The organism is Centipeda flueggei ATCC 43531, from assembly GCF_000160695.1.
Taxonomy (GTDB): domain Bacteria; phylum Bacillota; class Negativicutes; order Selenomonadales; family Selenomonadaceae; genus Centipeda; species Centipeda flueggei.
In genome coordinates, this window is the sequence record NZ_GG694006.1 from 1,077,316 (window position 1) to 1,093,660 (window position 16,345).

Sequence of the window (16,345 nt, forward strand, 5' to 3'; positions counted from 1 at the left end):
CTCCTTAGCGCATCCCGCGCTCGCGGGCATAACGGCTCCACGAGGGCTGTTCCGCCGGACGCACGGCCTTGATCTGTGCAGGGCTGCAGCCGCAGGCGGCGACGGCGGCGGCGATGACTGCGATGGTCTCCGCGCTGACGCCCTCATCCGCGGCGGCAGGTGCGGCAGCCATAACGGGTGCAGCAGGTGCGGCAGCTGCCTGCGGCGGCGCTGCCGGCACTTCCTTTTTCTTGGTTGGATCAATCAGATGGACAAGCTCAATGAGCCCCCACACCGCCGTCAGCACAGCAAAGACAATGACCATGTTGATGACCATAATGACGAAGGGGTTGTCCGTGACCGGTTGATGCATACAATCACCTCATCCTTTTCAGCTGCGCATTTCTCCATAGGAATGCGCTAAATCTAATTCGCTGTTTATTATGCGTCATTTCAAACAATTTTACAAGTTTTATTTCGTTTTGAGAGCAAATTCTCACGTATTCGTGCCGCAATTCACATGCAAAAGCCCACAGACACAATAAAACTCGCCAATCCGGCACGTTTCATTGGATCCGCCCTTCACCCCCTGCCGGCCGCATCAAATGCGTGCTTTACCTCGGCGTAAATGGCCTCGTAGCCCTGCCCGGGCTGTGCCTCGTAGAGCTTCGTGCCGTCCATAAAGATGCTCGGGACGTAGTAATACTGCCCAGCGTAGGGCTGAGTGCGCTCCGGCTCATTGTTCTCGTCGATGAAGGTGAGCGGAACGTCCGCGTACACGCCGCCCTCTGCGCGCAGTGCGTCGATGGCGCGATGGGCATTCGCGCAGTAAGGGCAGCCCTGCATTTCGATCATGGTCAGTGTTTTCATGGAAATTTCTCCTGTTCATTCATTCCATATCTCCTACACGGTATGATGAGACATACCGCTATGTCCGTGGATATTGCTGTCAAAAGCGACCCCTAACGGCGCACTTCCTCCGCTTGCAAACGAGGTGTCCGCGCGGACAGCAATGCCGCACTTCGTATCATCATACCACAGATCTACTCCTCAAGCAAAAATGCGGCAAAGACTTCGTTGCCAAGCTTCATGCCCGCGGGGGTCAGTGCAATACCCGCCGCCGTGCGGCGAAGGAGTCCGAGCCCAACGTAGTGCGCGATCACCGCGCCGTAGACGTCCTCCAAGTCTCGCCCCCAGCAGCGATGAAAGTCCGCCGCGTCGATGCCCTCCGCCGTGCGCAGCGCGAGGAAAGCATACTCCTCCATCGCACGCTCTCGTGTGCGTGCGCCGTCCTCGGGCGTACGCACGCACGTCCCCGCCCGCACGGCGCGGATGTAGGAAGGCGTGTCCGCCTCGTTCGCCCAGCGCACGCCGTCCACATAGCCGTGCGCCGCCGCGCCGAGTCCGAGGTATGGAGTCATGTGCCAATAGCCGCGGTTGTGACGGCTCTCAAAGCCCCGCCGCGCGAAGTTCGCGATCTCATAGCGGGCGTAGCCGCGCGCGGGCAGTTCCGCCATGAGGAAGTCGTACATCTCCTCTGCCGCATCCTCCGTGGGGAGGTTGAGCCGCCCTGCCGCCTGCATCGCCGCGAACGGCGTCCCCTCCTCGATGGTCAGCCCGTAGACGGAGAGGTGCTCCGGCGCGAGGGCGGCGGCCGCCGCAGCGCTGCGGCGCAGGCGGTCAAGAGTCTGCCCCGGCAGTCCGTACATGAGGTCAATGCTGATATTTCCGAATCCTGCCGCGCGCGCCGCATGAAATGCCCGCTCCGCCTCCTCCGCCGTGTGGATGCGCCCGACGGCGCGCAGGAGCTCATCGTCAAAGCTCTGTACGCCGAGGCTGAGGCGATTCGCGCCCGCCGCACGGAGTGCACCGAGGTACACCTCATCCACGGTGCCGGGGTTCGCCTCGACACTGCATTCAAGGGGCTCTCCTGCCGCAGCCGTCAGCGTGTGCAGCACCCCTGTGAGAAGCGGCGCGGGCAGTGCCGTCGGCGTGCCGCCGCCCACGTAGATAGTCGCTGCATCGCCCCACCGTGCACGAAGCGGCGGCACTTCGCGCAGAATCTCTGCCGTCAGCGCCGCCGCATAGTCCTCCATCTCCGCCCCACGCTGTGCGGACGGGACGGAGACGAAGTCACAGTATGCACATTTTTTCACGCAGTAGGGGATGTGGACGTAGATGCCCCACGTCTGCCGCCCCTCTGCCCTGCGCATATCAGTCGTCAATTTTCAGCACCGCCATGAATGCCTCCTGCGGGAGCTCGACACTGCCGACCGCCTTCATGCGCTTTTTGCCTTCCTTCTGCTTTTCGAGGAGTTTGCGCTTGCGCGTGATGTCGCCGCCGTAGCATTTCGCGAGGACATCCTTGCGGCGGGCACGCACGTTCTCGCGCGCGATGATTTTGCTCCCGATGGCCGCCTGGATCGGGATCTCGAACATCTGCTGCGGGATGATTTCCTTCAGCTTGGCCGCGAGCTGGCGGCCGCGCTGGGCGGCGCGGTCACGGTGGACAATGGTCGAGAGGGCGTCCACGGGGTCGCCGTTGAGGAGGATGTCGAGTTTGACGAGGTTCGATGTCTGATAGTCGATCAGCTCATAGTCGAGGGAGGCATAGCCGCGCGTGGCGGATTTCAGGCGGTCGAAGTAGTCGTAGAGGATCTCGTTCAGCGGGATGTGGTAGATGACGGTGACGCGCGTCGCGTCGAGGTAGTCCATGGTCTGAAAGACACCGCGTTTTTCCTGCGAGATCTCCATGACGGCACCGACGTAGTCCTTCGGCACAATGACGGTCGCCTTGACGCACGGTTCCTCGATGTGGTCGATCTCGGTCTGGGGCGGGAGGTCGGCGGGGTTGCTGACCTCCCGCATGGTGCCGTCCGTACGGTAGACGTGATAGACGACGGACGGCGCGGTCATGATGAGTCCGAGGTTGTACTCGCGCTCAAGACGCTCCTGGATGACGTCCATGTGGAGGAGGCCGAGGAAGCCGCAGCGGAAGCCGAAGCCAAGGGCGATGGATGTCTCGGGTTCAAAGACGAGCGCGGCATCGTTGAGCTGAAGTTTTTCGAGTGCCTCGCGGAGGTTGTCGTAGTCCTTGCTGTCCTCGGGGTAGAGTCCGCAGAAGACCATGGGGGTGACGCCGCGATAGCCCGGCAGTGCCTCGGCGGCGGGGCGCTCGGCACTCGTGACGGTGTCGCCGACGCGCACGTCACGCACATCCTTGAGTGCGCCTGCAATAAAGCCGACCTCGCCCGTACGGAGCTCGCCTGTATCGACGGGGCGCGGACGGAAGCAGCCGACGTCCGTGACCTCGAAGGTCTTGCCCGTCGCCATGAGCTTCAGCTTCATGCCCTTTTTGATCATCCCTTCCTTGATGCGCACATGGGCAATCACGCCCTTGTATGCGTCAAAGTAGGAGTCAAAGATGAGCGCGCGCAGCGGTGCGTCTGCGTCGCCCTCGGGGGGCGGGATGTAGGCGACGACGGCGTCAAGGATTTCCTTGATGCCGATGCCGGTCTTTGCCGAGGCGAGGACGGCGGCACTCGTGTCGAGCCCGATGCTGTCCTCGATTTCCTCCTTGACGCGCTCGGGCTCGGCGCTCGGCAGGTCTATCTTGTTGATGACGGGCACGATCTCGAGGTCGTGCTCAAGCGCGAGGTAGACGTTCGCCAAGGTCTGCGCCTCCACGCCCTGCGCCGCGTCCACGACGAGAAGTGCGCCCTCGCACGCGGCAAGGCTGCGCGAGACCTCGTAGTTGAAGTCGACGTGTCCCGGTGTGTCGATGAGGTTCAGCTCGTACAGTTCCCCGTCCTCGCCGCGATAGTCGAGGCGCACGGTCTGCGCCTTGATCGTGATGCCGCGCTCGCGCTCAAGATCCATGCTGTCGAGTACCTGCGCTTCCATTTCACGCTCACTGAGTGTCCCCGTGTACTCGATGAGGCGGTCGGCAATGGTGGATTTTCCATGATCGATGTGGGCAATGATGGAAAAATTGCGGATATGCTTCTGCTCCATAGGTTCCCTCTCCTATATGATGACGTCGAATACGTCGCGCTGTGTCTCGGTCACAAAAATCGCCGCTGTGCCGTGCTCTGCCGCGAGCTCCGTGCGCAGGAGGCCGGCGAGGACGGGAAGGACGGGACGCTCCGTGCCGAAATGCCCCGCGTCGATGAGGTGCATGCCCTGCTCGACGGCGCGCTGTGCCTCGTGGTATTTGACATCCCCCGTGATGTAGACATCTGCGCCGCGCCGCACTGCCGCGTCGATGAACTCTGCGCCCGCACCGCCGACAACGGCCACGCGCCGCACGGGACGCGCGGCGGCACGCACAAGGCGCACGTGGGAGACGCCGAGCCGCTCGCACACGCTATGGGCAAAGTCGTCGATGGCGACGGGGGCGGGGAGCGTGCCGATGCGTCCGAGGCTCTCCGCGCTGCCGTCCGCCTGCGCGACCATGACGAAGCTGCTGAGCTTTTCCAGTCCCAGACGCTCTGCGAGGACGTCGTTCACGCCGCCGCGTGTGATGTCGAGGTTCGTATGCGCTGCCGCGACGGCGATGCCGTGCGTAAGGAGCGCGGCGAGCCGCCGTCCGAGCGGGAGGTCGGTGCGCAGCTGCTTCATGCCGCGAAAGATCGCGGGGTGATGCGCGACGATCATGTCCGCTCTGCGTTCGATGGCCTCGGCAACGACAGTGTCGTCCACGTCGAGCGCGACGAGGATGCGCTCCACCTTCTGTGAAAAGCTGCCGACAAGCAGTCCTGTGTTGTCCCAGTCCTCCGCCAGATGGCGCGGAGCGATGCGTTCGAGGGCGTTCATGACGACCTGACAGCTGAGCATGTGTGACCTCCTTAGATGCGTTGGGTTTTCGATGGGTAAGGCTGCGTGAAATGATGCGCGCCCTTTTGGCGCACTGGGTGTCGCTTCCGATGTCCGTTGACAGCAGCTCTTCAAGGCCCCCCCACTACCGCAGGCGTTCCCTGTTCCGACGGGGGCTTAGTGTGTGCGTCTGTCTGCATCGGCGCGTGCCTGCAGTGTACGCAGTGCCGCCAGCAGCGACACAGCCGCGCGGTACTCCGCACTTTGACGTGCCTCCGCGCTCCCCTCCATGCCCTCCGCGGCACGAGCGAGCCGCGCTGCCTTGCGCGCAATGTGCTCACCGAGGAGCGGGTCACGCTGCTGAACGAGCTGTGTGCCGATGTGGAGCAGTGCCGGCTCGGGCATCGCCGTGTGTCCGTGCACGGCGCGGATGATCTCATAGAGATGTCCGCCCGCACGGGCAAGCGTCTCCTTCTCGATCGTCCAGTCATGTGCATAGAGCCAGCGGCGCAGCTTCTCTGCGCCGTTCATCGGCTGGAGAACGAGCGTCCCGACGTCCCCGAGGATGTCCTGCGCCCCCGCGAGGATGTCGGCGATAAGTCCGCCGCCCATACCCGCGATGACAATGCTCTCCGCCTCGCCCGGCAGGAGGACGGAGAGCCCATCGCCCTGCCGCACATCGATCTGGCGTGTGAGCCGCTGTGCGCCGACCGTCCGCCGCGCCGCCGCGCACGCGCCCGCGCTGAGATCACCGACAACGGCGCGCGGCGCATGTCCGTGCAGGACGAGCGTTGCTGCGAGGTAGGCATGGTCAGCGCCGATGTCCGCCAGTGCCGTTCCGTGCGGAACAAGCGCTGCGATTGCCGCCAGCCGCGCATCGAGCTGCATAACCGCCCTCCTTGTCGTTTCACGCGCGGGGCACATCCCCGCGTAATAAATGTAAATATAAGAAAGGAGTGTAACCTCTCCGTTACACTCCAAAGATTCAAATGGCTCCTCGAACTGGACTCGAACCAGTGACATTCTGATTAACAGTCAGACGCTCTACCGACTGAGCTATCGAGGAATGTGTCAGACAAGCGTATTATAAAGGCTGTATGCCCCGCTGTCAAGAAAAATGTTGTGCCGCAGAGGCTTCTCCGTCATAATGTCCTTTGCACGAAGCAATCTCAAGAAAATCGGAAGAAACACGGTAGACGAGTCTGTTTTTCTCATCAATCCGTCTGCTCCAAAATCCGCTCAGATCTCCTCTGAGTGGCTCCGGTTTTCCCAGCCCCGTGTATGGATTGCGCTCTGCATCCTTGATGAGAAGATTGATTCGGCGCAATGTCTTTTTATCCTGCATCTGCCAGTCGAGGTAGTCCTCCCATGTCTCGTCCGACCAAATTTTACGCATCCTCCGTGTCCTCGATCAGTTCGTGCTCTGTGCCCTGCCCTGCATTGAGCTGGGCGATGCTGCGGCGAAGATGTTCCATATTGCGCGGAGAGTCGAACGGGTCAGGGGCGGCGGAGAGTTCAAACGGTATCTTGCGGTCACGTGCAACGCGCTTGGCAAAGATCAAAAAAGCCGCAGATACAGGAAGCCCAATGTCCTCACAGACTTGATGCAGTTCTTTGGACAGCTCATCCTCCAGCTGAATCATTACCTGCGTCATACCGTTCACCTCATTTCCTACTCAAGGAAGTCCCGCAGTACCTTGCTGCGGCTCGGATGGCGCAGCTTCCGCAGCGCCTTTGCTTCGATCTGGCGGATGCGTTCGCGCGTCACGCCGAAGCTCTGCCCAACCTCTTCGAGGGTGCGTGACCGCCCGTCCTCGAGCCCGAAGCGCAGGCGCAGGACGTTCTTCTCGCGGTCGGTCAGTGTCTCAAGCACCTCCTCAAGCTGCTCGCGCAGGAGCATGAAGGAGGCCGCCTCGGCTGGTGCGGGTGCCGCCTCATCCTCGATGAAGTCGCCGAGGTGGGAGTCCTCCTCCTCGCCAATCGGGGTCTCAAGAGATACAGGCTCCTGTGCGATCTTCATGATCTCGTGAACACGCGCAACGGTGATGCCCATTTCCTTTGCGATTTCTTCGGGGTGCGGATCGCGGCCGAGCTCCTGCAGAAGCTGGCGCGAGATGCGTACAAGCTTGTTGATCGTCTCGACCATGTGTACCGGGATACGGATCGTACGCGCCTGATCTGCGATGGCGCGTGTGATCGCCTGGCGAATCCACCACGTTGCATAGGTGCTGAATTTATAGCCCTTGCTGTAATCGAATTTTTCGACCGCCTTCAATAATCCGAGATTGCCCTCCTGAATGAGGTCGAGAAAGAGCATCCCGCGTCCGACGTACCGCTTGGCGATGCTGACGACGAGGCGCAGATTGGCCTCCTCGAGGCGGTGCCGCGCCTCCTCGTCGCCTGCCTCCATGCGCTGGGCGAGGGCGACTTCCTCCTCTGCCGTGAGAAGGGGGACGTGTCCGATTTCCTTCAGATACATGCGGACGGGGTCGTCAAGCGAGATGCCCTCGGGGACGGTGAGGTCAATCTCGACTTCCTCTTCCTTCTCAGGCTTTTCATCCTCAGCCCGCTCGTCTGTCGCCACATCATCGACAATCTCCACGCCTTCGTCGCTGAAGCGTTGGTACATATCGTCCATCTCGTCGGGGGACATATCCTGTTTTTGCAGCGCGTCAATGATCTCGCCAAACGTCAGCGACCCACCGTTCTTTTTGCCTTTGGCAAGCAGGCGCTCGATGATGTCGGTGCTCGGCGCTTTCTTTTGCTCCGTCCCCTCTGGCATAACGCTGTCCTCCTGTCGATATTGGATAGGCTCTCGCCTCATGAGTCAAAATTCCCCTGCAGTTTGCGCAGCCGTACGGGATGTCTGAGTTTTCGCAGTGCCTTCGCCTCGATCTGGCGGATGCGTTCCCGTGTCACGCCAAAATTCTGCCCGACTTCTTCGAGGGTGCGCGAGCGTCCGTCCACCAGGCCGAACCGCAGACGCAACACCTCTGCCTCACGCGGGGCAAGCGTCGTCAACACCTCGGAGATCTGCTCCTTCAGCAGCAGCATGGATGCTGCATCCGCAGGATCGGGAGCCGCCTCATCCTCAATAAAATCAGAAAGGCGGGTGTCCTCCTCCTCGCCGATGGGGGTCTCAAGGGAGACAGGCTCCTGCGAGATCTTCATGATCTCACGCACACGCGCCACGCTCAGCCCCATACGATGCGCGATCTCCTCCGGTGTCGGGTCGCGCCCGAGTTCCTGCAGAAGCTGCCGTGAGATGCGGATATACTTATTGATGGTCTCCACCATGTGCACCGGGATGCGGATCGTGCGTGCCTGGTCGGCAATCGCACGCGTAATGGCCTGACGAATCCACCATGTCGCATACGTGCTGAATTTATAGCCCTTGCTGTAGTCGAATTTTTCGACCGCCTTCAGGAGGCCGAGATTGCCCTCCTGAATGAGATCAAGGAACATCATCCCACGGCCGGCATAGCGCTTGGCGATGCTGACGACGAGGCGCAGATTTGCCTCCTCGAGACGATGCCGTGCCGCCTCATCGCCCGCCTCCATACGGCGTGCGAGCTCGACCTCCTCCTCTGCCGTCAGCAGGGGAACACGTCCGATTTCCTTGAGATACATACGGACGGGGTCATCAAGAGCAACGCCCTCGGGAACAGAGAGGACCGTATCGACATCCACGTCTGCATCCGTCTCATCCTTGTCCTCTATATCGGTAAAGTCCGACAGTTCCTCATCCGCGCCGACATCTGCATCATCGACAATCTCGATGTTCTCCTCCATGCAGTGCTGATACAGCTCATCCATTGCGTCGGGGGTTACGCCCTCCTGCACGAGCGCTTCCATCAGCTCGCTGCAGGTAAGTGTCCCGCCATTCCCCTTTCCTCTTTTCATCAGTTGTGTGATGTACGCAGGAGTTCCCATATCCTCCGTATTTTTTCGTATCGCTGCGGCCTGCACTCTTCCCCCCTCCTTTCAGTTCGTGTTTTTATTTAATAAACGCTATTATTTAATATATCGTTTTTTGTGTGCATCTGATAAAGACATGCGCCGAATTTATTCCTGTGCATCCCCACGGGCAAGTTCGTCCTGAATGCGCTTCACTGCGTTTAATTCGTCAACATAGCCTGCTTTTCCTTCCTGCATCATCATTTCCGCACGTCGCGTATGCTGTGCAAGCGCGGCCGTCAGGTAGACACGTCGGAATGCCGCGAGTGCATCCATGCAGGTATCCTTTGACGGAGCGTCCTCCACCAGTGCGCGCGTGACCTCCGCGCCCATCTCCGGCGGCTGTGCGGCGATGAAATCCGCATTGAGCGCACCGCCGTCATGGATATGCGCGTCAATCGCACGCAATATCGTACCGAAAAAGTCATCGGGGAACGCTTCGAGCGGCACGGCATCGGTAATCGACGCGAGAAAATCAGGATCGTGCCACACGGCAGCGATGAGCTGCCGTCCCGCACGCTGCAGGGCGCGGTCCGGCTGACGCACAGCAGCGATACGCGTCGGTTCTGCTGTGCCGCTTTCTGCCGTGCCGCCGCGCCGCAGAAAGCGGCGCAGGGCATCGGCGACAACGCCCTCATCGAGGAAGAATTCCGCGGCGGTACGCCGCACGTATGCGGCGCGCTCCACATCATCCAGCTCCGCCAGGACAGGCAGCATGGCGCGCAGTGCCGCCCGCTGGCCCTCGATCCCATCCGCCATCTGTGCACGGATATGGCGCAGGCGGAAGGCGGGCGCGGGCACGGCCGTCTCGACGAGGGCACGGAACGCCTCTGCGCCGTGTGTGCGGACGTACTCATCAGGATCCTTGCCGTCGGGCAGGAGGAGCACACGCACCTCTGCTGCCCGTCCACGCACCGCTGCGAGGGCACGCAGTGTCGCCTCCTGTCCCGCCCGATCGCTGTCATAGCAGAAAACAATGCGCGGAGCGCGGCGCAGGAGCAGAGCCGCGTGGTCACTCGTGAACGATGTGCCGAGTGTTGCGACGACGTTCTCGACCCCCGCCTCCCACGCGGCAATCGCGTCCATGTAGCCCTCGACAACGATGGTATAGCCCGCGCGGGCGATGGCACTGTGTGCGCGGTCCATGCCGAAGAGGAGCTTTCGCTTATTAAAGACAGGAGTCTCCGCCGTATTGAGGTACTTCGGCTGGGCATCGCCGAGCGCACGCCCGCCAAAGCCGACGATACGCCCGCGCTCATCCGCGATGGGGATGATGACGCGCCCCCGGAAGCGGTCGTAAATCCCACCTCCGCGCTCACGCCGCACGGCAAGCCCCGCATCGACGAGGACGTGCTGAGCAACGCCGCGCTTTTGGAACGCATCGGAGAGCTTTGACCACGCATCCGGAGCGAAGCCGATGCCGTAGCGCTCGATCGCCTCATCCGTGATGCCGCGCCCTGCGAGATATGCCTTGCCCGCTGCGCCGTAGCGTGTCATGGTGAGACAGTTGTGGAAGAAATCCCGCGCGAGCGCATTGACGCGCCGCAGATCGTCAAGGGCACGCAGCCGCGCCTCCTCCCGCGCATCGCGCTGACGCGCGGGGCGCTCGATGCCGAGCTGCTCCGCCTGGCGCAGGATTGCCTCAAACGGGGTGATATGCTCGATGAGCGAGAGAAATTTGAACGCATCGCCGCCCGCATGGCAGCCGAAGCAATAAAAGAAGCCCTCAGCAGGCACGACAGAAAATGACGCTGTCTTTTCGCTGTGAAACGGACAGCATCCCCAATAGCGGCTGCCCTTGCGTTTCAGGGAAACATAGCCCTGCACGACGGCGAGGATGTCCGTTCGTGCACGCACCTGCTGCACGAACGCCTCCATCCTCGGGTCATGCATAGGTTTCTCCTTATATTGGTTTGATCGTCATCTGATCGACGGGCGGGATGTAGATCTCGCGGAAGAGCGCGACGGCATAGCTGTCCGTCAGCCCCGCCACATAGTCCACGACGCACTGATCACGTCCCCACTTCTCTGCTCGTGCCGTGAATTCACGCGGCAGCGAGTCAAAGTACACGGTGAAGTGATCCATCAGCGCACGCAGGACATAGCCCGCCTGTGCACGCTCGTGTGCAAGCGTCTTGGAGTGATAGATATGCTCGAACATAAAGCTGCGGAATGCGTCCATGGCACGCTGCACCGCATCCGAAAGTGCCGCGTCGCCGCGCACCTCCGAGGTGACAATCATATCCGACACCATGCTCGTAATCATCGCCGATGTGTCCGTGCCGAGTGTGTCCCGCACCTCAGGCGGCAGATCTGCCGCCGTGAGGAGTCCCGCACGCAGGCTGTCGTCGTAGTCATGACAGAGATAGGCAATGCGGTCGGCGATGCGGACAATACGCCCCTCAAACGTCGACGGCATTCCCTTTCCCGTATGGTTCAGGATCCCGTCACGCACCGCGCCTGTGAGGTTCAGCCCCTGACCGCCGCGTTCGAGCACCTCTACCATGCGCAGGCTCTGCTCATTGTGGGCAAAATGGCCGATGATCTCCTCCATGACCGCCTCGCCCGCATGGCCGAACGGCGTATGTCCAACATCATGCCCGAGGGCAATGGCCTCCGTCAGATCCTCGTTGAGCCGCAGTCCGCGTGCAATCGTACGCGAGATCTGCGCCACCTCAAGACTGTGCGTCATGCGCGTGCGGTAGTGGTCCCCCGCAACGATATAGACCTGCGTCTTGTGCTTCAGGCGCCGAAACGATTTGGAATGAAGAATACGGTCACGGTCACGCTGAAATTTTGTGCGAAAAGGGCACTCCTCCATCGGATGGCTGCGCGATGCATCCACACTGCGCGCAGCCAAGGGCGACAGCAGGGCATCCTCCTGCGCCTCCAGGCGTTCGCGTACCGTCACGGCTGACACACCTCCTGCTGAGAGAAGCACAGCGTCGATCCGTGCTTCCTTTACTTCACCACCATGACGGGGATCTTGGATTCCTCGACCACCTTCTGGCTGACACTGCCGATGAGTACACCCTTGAGGAGGCCGAGTCCGCGGCTGCCCATGATGATAATGTCGCTCTGCACCTCATACGCCAGCTCCAGGATGCACTTGGCGATATGTCCGCTCTTGACGTGCTTGCGCGCCGTCAGCCCCTGCGGAAGCTTCTCCCAGATGCGGTCAAAGACGAGATGGCTTGGGATATCCTTGTTGATGTTGCTCGCAACATAGACAAAATCCAGCTCCGCGCCGCATTTCTCCGCAATCGAGAGTGCCTCGTCCACGGCCTTGCAGCCGTTCACTGAGCCATCCACCGGGACAAGAATCTTTTTGATCTCACCCATGATAATCCCTCCTAAATCGTTGCAGATATCAAATTGTTGGGTATGCTTTATCAGTATATTTCGATGATAAATTGACAAATCCTTTTTCTGAAAAAAAAAAGTATCCATTCATCGAAAATGGTACATCACAGCAGCCCCGCCTCAGCAAAGCTGAAGAATCCATCCCGTGCGACAATAACATGGTCGGCCACGGGGATGCCGAGCAGCGCCCCCGCCTCATGCAGGGAGCGTGTCAGACGGTGATCCTCCGCACTCGGCGCTGGATCACCGCTCGGATGATTGTGCGCAATGATGATATGCGCTGCGCTGCAGCGGATCGCGGGCTCGAACACTTCACGCGGGTGCACAAGTGTATTCGTGAGCGTCCCCGTTGACACATCAGCGATCATCAGCACCTCATTCTTCGCCGAAAGCGGCAGGACAAAGAAGTGCTCACGCCGCTCGGCTTGACAGCGTGCCGAGAGAAGCGCCGCCACATCCGCCGCCTCGTTCATGCGCGGCATCCCGCGCGTCCCCGCATAGGCGCGGCGGCCGAGCTCAAGTGCGGCGAGCACCGTCGCCGCCTTGGCGCTGCCGATGCCCGGGATGCGGGCGAACTCGGCCGCAGGCATGCGCAGGATCGCCGCCAGTCCCTCCTCCCGAAACCGCGCCGCGATGCCGCGCGCGAGATCAAGGACATTCTCCCCCGCACGTCCCGTCCGCAGGAGGACGGCGAGCAGCTCTGCGTCGCTGAGCACGGCTGCGCCGTGTGCGAGAAGCCGCTCACGCGGCAGCTCCCCCGGCGAAAGCTCAGAGAGATGCATCGTCCGCCTCCATGACGATGCCCGCCGTGCGGGCGAGTGCCGTAACGGCATGCAGAGGCAGACCGACGATGTTGGAGAACGAGCCGTGAATCTCCTCGATGTAGATGGCAGCACGCCCCTGAACCGCGTACGCCCCCGCCTTTCCCATCGGCTCGCCCGTCGCGACATAGGCATCGATCTCCGCCTGCGACATCGGCGCAAATCGTACCGCCGTCTCTGCCGCATCCGTGACGGCGTGTCCGTTTTTGACCCACGCGATCCCTGTCAGCACCGTATGCTGGCGCCCCTCAAGGAGAGAGAGAATGTGCCGCGCCTCCTCGGCATCGCGCGGCTTGCCGAACGATTTGCCGCCGAGGACAATCGCCGTATCCGCCCCGAGGACGGCGTGGTCGGGGTACTCCTCTGCCACTTTTTGGGCCTTCGCCAGCGCATTATAAATCACATCGTCACGCGGACGAGCCCCATCCTTGCGCTCCTCGACAGCGGGCGTAATCGAGACGAACTGCGCCCCGATCTGGCGCAGGAGCGCGCGGCGGCGCGGCGACGCCGATGCAAGAATAAACATAGCTCCCTCCTTCCTGCTGATACGCTCCGCTCTGCTGCCGCTCCACGCGGTCACAGCAAAGCAATCTCCAGGGAAGCACGGATCCCTTCGGCCCGACCATCTTGACGCATCTTTTTCATCCGCTTTTGTTCGCAAATCCTCCGCACAGCCCTTGCTGTGCCTCCGGGTTGCTGCCTCAATCGGACAAAACATCTGCGCCAATCTGAGAGACGGTTTGATCAGCGATTCACTCGGTCAAAAAGAGAGACACCGAAACTGTGCCGGTGTCTCCCACAAATTTCCAGTATTTATATGATTCGCGCAAGCGCTCTATTTTCCTGCAAAGAATGATTTTCTTTTATTCCTATAAGAAAACGCGGATCCATTCGGCCCCGCCCCTTGACGCGCCTTTTTCCCGATTTTTGTCGGCGAATTCTCCACAGAGCAGCACGCTGTATCCGATGTGCCGCCTCAATCAAACGAAAAATCATCCGAGAAACCGTCTTGTCGGCATTGCCCTAGAGCAGATAGCGCACGTAGACGTAGACCGTCGAGAGGACGATCGTGAGCAGCATGAGCGGGAAGCCGATCTTGAAGTAGCGGACGAAGCTGATGTGCACACCGCGCTCCGCCGCCATCCCCGCCACGATGAGGTTCGCCGAGGCACCGACGAGCGTTCCGTTGCCGCCGAGGCACGCGCCGAGCGCGAGTGACCACCAGAGCGGCTCAAGGTTCGCGATGCCCATCGCGCCCATGTTCTGAATGAGCGGAATCATCGTCGCGACGAACGGGATGTTGTCCAGCACGGATGAGATGATCGCACTCATCCAGAGGATGAGGAGCGATGTCGCCGTCAGGTCGCCGCCCGTCGCATTGACCGCCGTCTCCGCGAGCTGGGCGATGATGCCGACCTCGATCAGACCGCCGACCGCGATAAAGAGGCCGATGAAAAAGAAGATCGTCGGCCACTCGACCGCATGCATCGCCTTTTCCACGAGATGCTCGCTGCCGCCCGCGAGGAGGAGCAACAGGAAGCCGCCCGTGAGGGCAATGAGCGAGGACTCAATATGCGTAAAGGAGTGCGTGAAGAATCCGAGGATCGTCAGTCCCAGCACGAACAGTGCACGCTTCAGCAGGGCGTGATCCGTGATCGCCGCCTTCTCGTCCATCTGCATCAGCTCTGCCTGCAGCTCCGGCGTCGTCACGAGCTGCTTGCGGTAGATCGTCGACATGATAAAGAGCACAACCACCATACAGACAATGGCGATCGGTGCGAGATGTTCGATGAACATGACGAAGGTCAGTTCCTTGACCGCACTGCCGATCATGATGTTCGGCGGATCGCCGATGAGGGTTGCGGTTCCGCCGATGTTCGAGGCGATGATCTGCGTCAGAAGATACGGCATCGGATCGAGCTTCAGAATCTTTGTGATGCTGAACGTCACCGGCACCATGAGCAGCACCGTCGTCACGTTGTCGAGGAAGGCGGAGAATACCGCCGTGATCACACAGAGGTAGACGAGGATGCGGCGCGGCTCCGCCTGTGCAGATTTCGCCGCCTTGATGGCGACGTAGTCAAAGAGCCCCGTCTCCTTCGTCACGCCGACGAGCACCATCATTCCGACGAGCAGCCCGAGCGTCTCAAAGTCCACATGGTGCAGCGCGACCTCCTGTGAGAGGATGCCGAGCAGCATCATGAGCACTGCGCCGATCATCGCGGCGACCGTGCGGTGGATCTTCTCCGACACGATCACCATATACATCACGACAAAAATGATTGCGGCCAAGGTTTCCATAGATGCGCCTCCTTTGTCTTGAGAATCGCTGATCCGTTCGGTACCTCATCGGATCAGCGATTCCCTGGGGGTGTTCTACTGACGCGCGGCACAGCCGCCGCACGCACGACTGTGTTCATCTTATCACAAGCCTGTGATTAGTGACAAGTTTTTTTCCGTGTACAATTTTTTGTCGTGTTTACGCGTGTTGTGTGGTGTTTTTTACGAAGCGGGGGTAAACTGTGCGTGTGCCGCACGGGCAGGGGAGCTCTGCGCCTCATTTTACTGTACGCTGCAAACAACCGCCATGGGTCGCGATCACGTTCCTATACCAGCGGAACGATTTCTTGCGGTACCGCGCGAGCGTTCCCGTCCCGTCGTCATTTCGGTCGACGTAGATGAAGCCGTAACGCTTGCTCATCTGCGCGGTCGACGCGCTCACGAGGTCGATGCAGCCCCACGTCGTATAGCCCATGACGGGCACGCCGTCGGCGATGGCCTCCTCCACCTGCACGAGATGGTCGCTTAGATAGTCGATGCGGTAGTCGTCCTCCACCGTCATGCCGCCCGCGCCGTCCGCGACGAGCACGTCCTTTGCGCCCAGCCCGTTCTCCACGATGAAGAGCGGCTTCTGCCAGCGGTCATAGAAGCGGTTCAGCACGGAGTTGATCTCGTTGAACGTCAGCCAGTATTTTACCTTCTCCCGATAGCGCGTAAAGATCGTGCACACGTACCGCTCGTAGAAGCCGATGAGGTCATGACTCATCCAGCCGTTGTATGTTTTGGCAAGGTGGAACGGCGTCTCGTAGTGCGAGATCGTGACGAGCGGCTCGATGCCGTATCGCAGGAAAATACTTCCCTCACCGTGCTGCTTTATCCATACGTCGACCGAATCGACGCATACAAAAAGATGCGGCATAAACGCATACATGACACCGGACTCGCTCTTGGCAATTGCTTTGATTAAGGAATCGCTGATAAAATGAAGTCCGTCGGATTGGTGCAGATTTTTTGTCCTGTCAAGGAGACAAACCGGACGCATAGCAGAAGCTATGTGGAGGATTCTAGGGCACAGACAGGGCGAAAAAGATGTACTAAGACGGCGGTGCTGAATTTATCAGTGCTTCCTT

At 60.5% G+C, this 16,345-nt stretch carries 17 protein-coding genes and 1 tRNA gene; all 18 read right to left on the reverse strand.

Annotation, left to right across the window (positions count from 1 at the left end; genetic code table 11):
- Positions 1-4: 4 nt before the first annotated feature.
- Positions 5-352: an OadG family protein gene (locus HMPREF0908_RS05090; RefSeq protein WP_006690384.1), complete on the reverse strand. Its 348-nt coding sequence runs from the start codon at positions 350-352 to the stop codon at positions 5-7.
- Positions 353-561: 209 nt separating this feature from the next.
- A complete protein-coding gene (locus HMPREF0908_RS05095; RefSeq protein ID WP_006690385.1) occupies positions 562-849 on the reverse strand; it encodes a hypothetical protein in 288 nt (95 codons plus the stop codon).
- Between the two features lie 173 nt (positions 850-1,022).
- On the reverse strand, positions 1,023-2,192 hold the full coding sequence (hemW, locus tag HMPREF0908_RS05100) for a radical SAM family heme chaperone HemW (RefSeq protein ID WP_006690386.1): 1,170 nt from the start codon (positions 2,190-2,192) through the stop codon (positions 1,023-1,025).
- 1 nt (position 2,193) lies between these two features.
- Positions 2,194-3,993 carry a translation elongation factor 4 gene (lepA, locus tag HMPREF0908_RS05105; protein ID WP_006690387.1) on the reverse strand — a complete coding sequence of 600 codons (1,800 nt, stop codon included), beginning with the start codon at positions 3,991-3,993 and terminating at the stop codon, positions 2,194-2,196.
- Between the two features lie 12 nt (positions 3,994-4,005).
- Positions 4,006-4,815, reverse strand: a complete 810-nt coding sequence (locus HMPREF0908_RS05110; RefSeq protein ID WP_006690388.1) for a Nif3-like dinuclear metal center hexameric protein — start codon at positions 4,813-4,815, stop codon at positions 4,006-4,008.
- Positions 4,816-4,971: 156 nt separating this feature from the next.
- Positions 4,972-5,682, reverse strand: a complete 711-nt coding sequence (locus HMPREF0908_RS05115) for a tRNA (adenine(22)-N(1))-methyltransferase (protein ID WP_006690389.1) — start codon at positions 5,680-5,682, stop codon at positions 4,972-4,974.
- Between the two features lie 102 nt (positions 5,683-5,784).
- Positions 5,785-5,860 (reverse strand) — tRNA-Asn (locus HMPREF0908_RS05120).
- Between the two features lie 42 nt (positions 5,861-5,902).
- Positions 5,903-6,190, reverse strand: coding sequence for a Txe/YoeB family addiction module toxin (locus HMPREF0908_RS05125; protein WP_006690390.1), 288 nt, complete (start codon positions 6,188-6,190; stop codon positions 5,903-5,905).
- The gene (locus tag HMPREF0908_RS05130; protein WP_006690391.1) at positions 6,183-6,449 is read right to left on the reverse strand and encodes a type II toxin-antitoxin system RelB/DinJ family antitoxin; all 267 of its coding nucleotides are present in this window, start codon (positions 6,447-6,449) and stop codon (positions 6,183-6,185) included. Before HMPREF0908_RS05130 ends, HMPREF0908_RS05125 begins: the two co-directional genes overlap by 8 nt.
- A 17-nt stretch (positions 6,450-6,466) precedes the next feature.
- Entirely contained in the window at positions 6,467-7,576 is a 1,110-nt protein-coding gene (rpoD, locus tag HMPREF0908_RS05135; RefSeq protein ID WP_040572434.1) for an RNA polymerase sigma factor RpoD, read from the reverse strand.
- Positions 7,577-7,614: 38 nt separating this feature from the next.
- On the reverse strand, positions 7,615-8,727 hold the full coding sequence (rpoD, locus tag HMPREF0908_RS05140) for an RNA polymerase sigma factor RpoD (RefSeq protein WP_083787522.1): 1,113 nt from the start codon (positions 8,725-8,727) through the stop codon (positions 7,615-7,617).
- Between the two features lie 132 nt (positions 8,728-8,859).
- Entirely contained in the window at positions 8,860-10,644 is a 1,785-nt protein-coding gene (gene dnaG / locus HMPREF0908_RS05145) for a DNA primase (protein ID WP_006690394.1), read from the reverse strand.
- Between the two features lie 10 nt (positions 10,645-10,654).
- On the reverse strand, positions 10,655-11,662 hold the full coding sequence (locus HMPREF0908_RS05150; RefSeq protein WP_006690395.1) for a deoxyguanosinetriphosphate triphosphohydrolase: 1,008 nt from the start codon (positions 11,660-11,662) through the stop codon (positions 10,655-10,657).
- Positions 11,663-11,712: 50 nt separating this feature from the next.
- Positions 11,713-12,093, reverse strand: a complete 381-nt coding sequence (locus tag HMPREF0908_RS05155; RefSeq protein ID WP_040572435.1) for a universal stress protein — start codon at positions 12,091-12,093, stop codon at positions 11,713-11,715.
- Positions 12,094-12,218: 125 nt separating this feature from the next.
- The gene (gene radC / locus HMPREF0908_RS05160; protein WP_006690397.1) at positions 12,219-12,896 is read right to left on the reverse strand and encodes a RadC family protein; all 678 of its coding nucleotides are present in this window, start codon (positions 12,894-12,896) and stop codon (positions 12,219-12,221) included.
- The gene (locus tag HMPREF0908_RS05165; protein ID WP_040572436.1) at positions 12,883-13,461 is read right to left on the reverse strand and encodes a Maf family protein; all 579 of its coding nucleotides are present in this window, start codon (positions 13,459-13,461) and stop codon (positions 12,883-12,885) included. Before HMPREF0908_RS05165 ends, radC begins: the two co-directional genes overlap by 14 nt.
- Positions 13,462-13,958: 497 nt before the next feature.
- Positions 13,959-15,236 carry an ArsB/NhaD family transporter gene (locus HMPREF0908_RS05170; RefSeq protein ID WP_006690400.1) on the reverse strand — a complete coding sequence of 426 codons (1,278 nt, stop codon included), beginning with the start codon at positions 15,234-15,236 and terminating at the stop codon, positions 13,959-13,961.
- A gap of 256 nt (positions 15,237-15,492) precedes the next feature.
- Positions 15,493-16,257 carry a family 1 glycosylhydrolase gene (locus HMPREF0908_RS05175; RefSeq protein WP_006690401.1) on the reverse strand — a complete coding sequence of 255 codons (765 nt, stop codon included), beginning with the start codon at positions 16,255-16,257 and terminating at the stop codon, positions 15,493-15,495.
- Positions 16,258-16,345 lie beyond the last annotated feature (88 nt).

Coding starts and splice junctions, on each gene's coding strand:
- HMPREF0908_RS05090 (WP_006690384.1), bottom strand. CDS start 352: ATGCATCAACCGGTCACGGACAACCCCTTCGTCATTATGGTCATCAAC.
- HMPREF0908_RS05095 (WP_006690385.1), bottom strand. CDS start 849: ATGAAAACACTGACCATGATCGAAATGCAGGGCTGCCCTTACTGCGCG.
- hemW (WP_006690386.1), bottom strand. CDS start 2,192: ATGCGCAGGGCAGAGGGGCGGCAGACGTGGGGCATCTACGTCCACATC.
- lepA (WP_006690387.1), bottom strand. CDS start 3,993: ATGGAGCAGAAGCATATCCGCAATTTTTCCATCATTGCCCACATCGAT.
- HMPREF0908_RS05110 (WP_006690388.1), bottom strand. CDS start 4,815: ATGCTCAGCTGTCAGGTCGTCATGAACGCCCTCGAACGCATCGCTCCG.
- HMPREF0908_RS05115 (WP_006690389.1), bottom strand. CDS start 5,682: ATGCAGCTCGATGCGCGGCTGGCGGCAATCGCAGCGCTTGTTCCGCAC.
- HMPREF0908_RS05125 (WP_006690390.1), bottom strand. CDS start 6,190: ATGCGTAAAATTTGGTCGGACGAGACATGGGAGGACTACCTCGACTGG.
- HMPREF0908_RS05130 (WP_006690391.1), bottom strand. CDS start 6,449: ATGACGCAGGTAATGATTCAGCTGGAGGATGAGCTGTCCAAAGAACTG.
- rpoD (WP_040572434.1), bottom strand. CDS start 7,576: ATGCCAGAGGGGACGGAGCAAAAGAAAGCGCCGAGCACCGACATCATC.
- rpoD (WP_083787522.1), bottom strand. CDS start 8,727: ATGGGAACTCCTGCGTACATCACACAACTGATGAAAAGAGGAAAGGGG.
- dnaG (WP_006690394.1), bottom strand. CDS start 10,644: ATGCATGACCCGAGGATGGAGGCGTTCGTGCAGCAGGTGCGTGCACGA.
- HMPREF0908_RS05155 (WP_040572435.1), bottom strand. CDS start 12,093: ATGGGTGAGATCAAAAAGATTCTTGTCCCGGTGGATGGCTCAGTGAAC.
- radC (WP_006690397.1), bottom strand. CDS start 12,896: ATGCATCTCTCTGAGCTTTCGCCGGGGGAGCTGCCGCGTGAGCGGCTT.
- HMPREF0908_RS05165 (WP_040572436.1), bottom strand. CDS start 13,461: ATGTTTATTCTTGCATCGGCGTCGCCGCGCCGCCGCGCGCTCCTGCGC.
- HMPREF0908_RS05170 (WP_006690400.1), bottom strand. CDS start 15,236: ATGGAAACCTTGGCCGCAATCATTTTTGTCGTGATGTATATGGTGATC.
- HMPREF0908_RS05175 (WP_006690401.1), bottom strand. CDS start 16,257: ATGCGTCCGGTTTGTCTCCTTGACAGGACAAAAAATCTGCACCAATCC.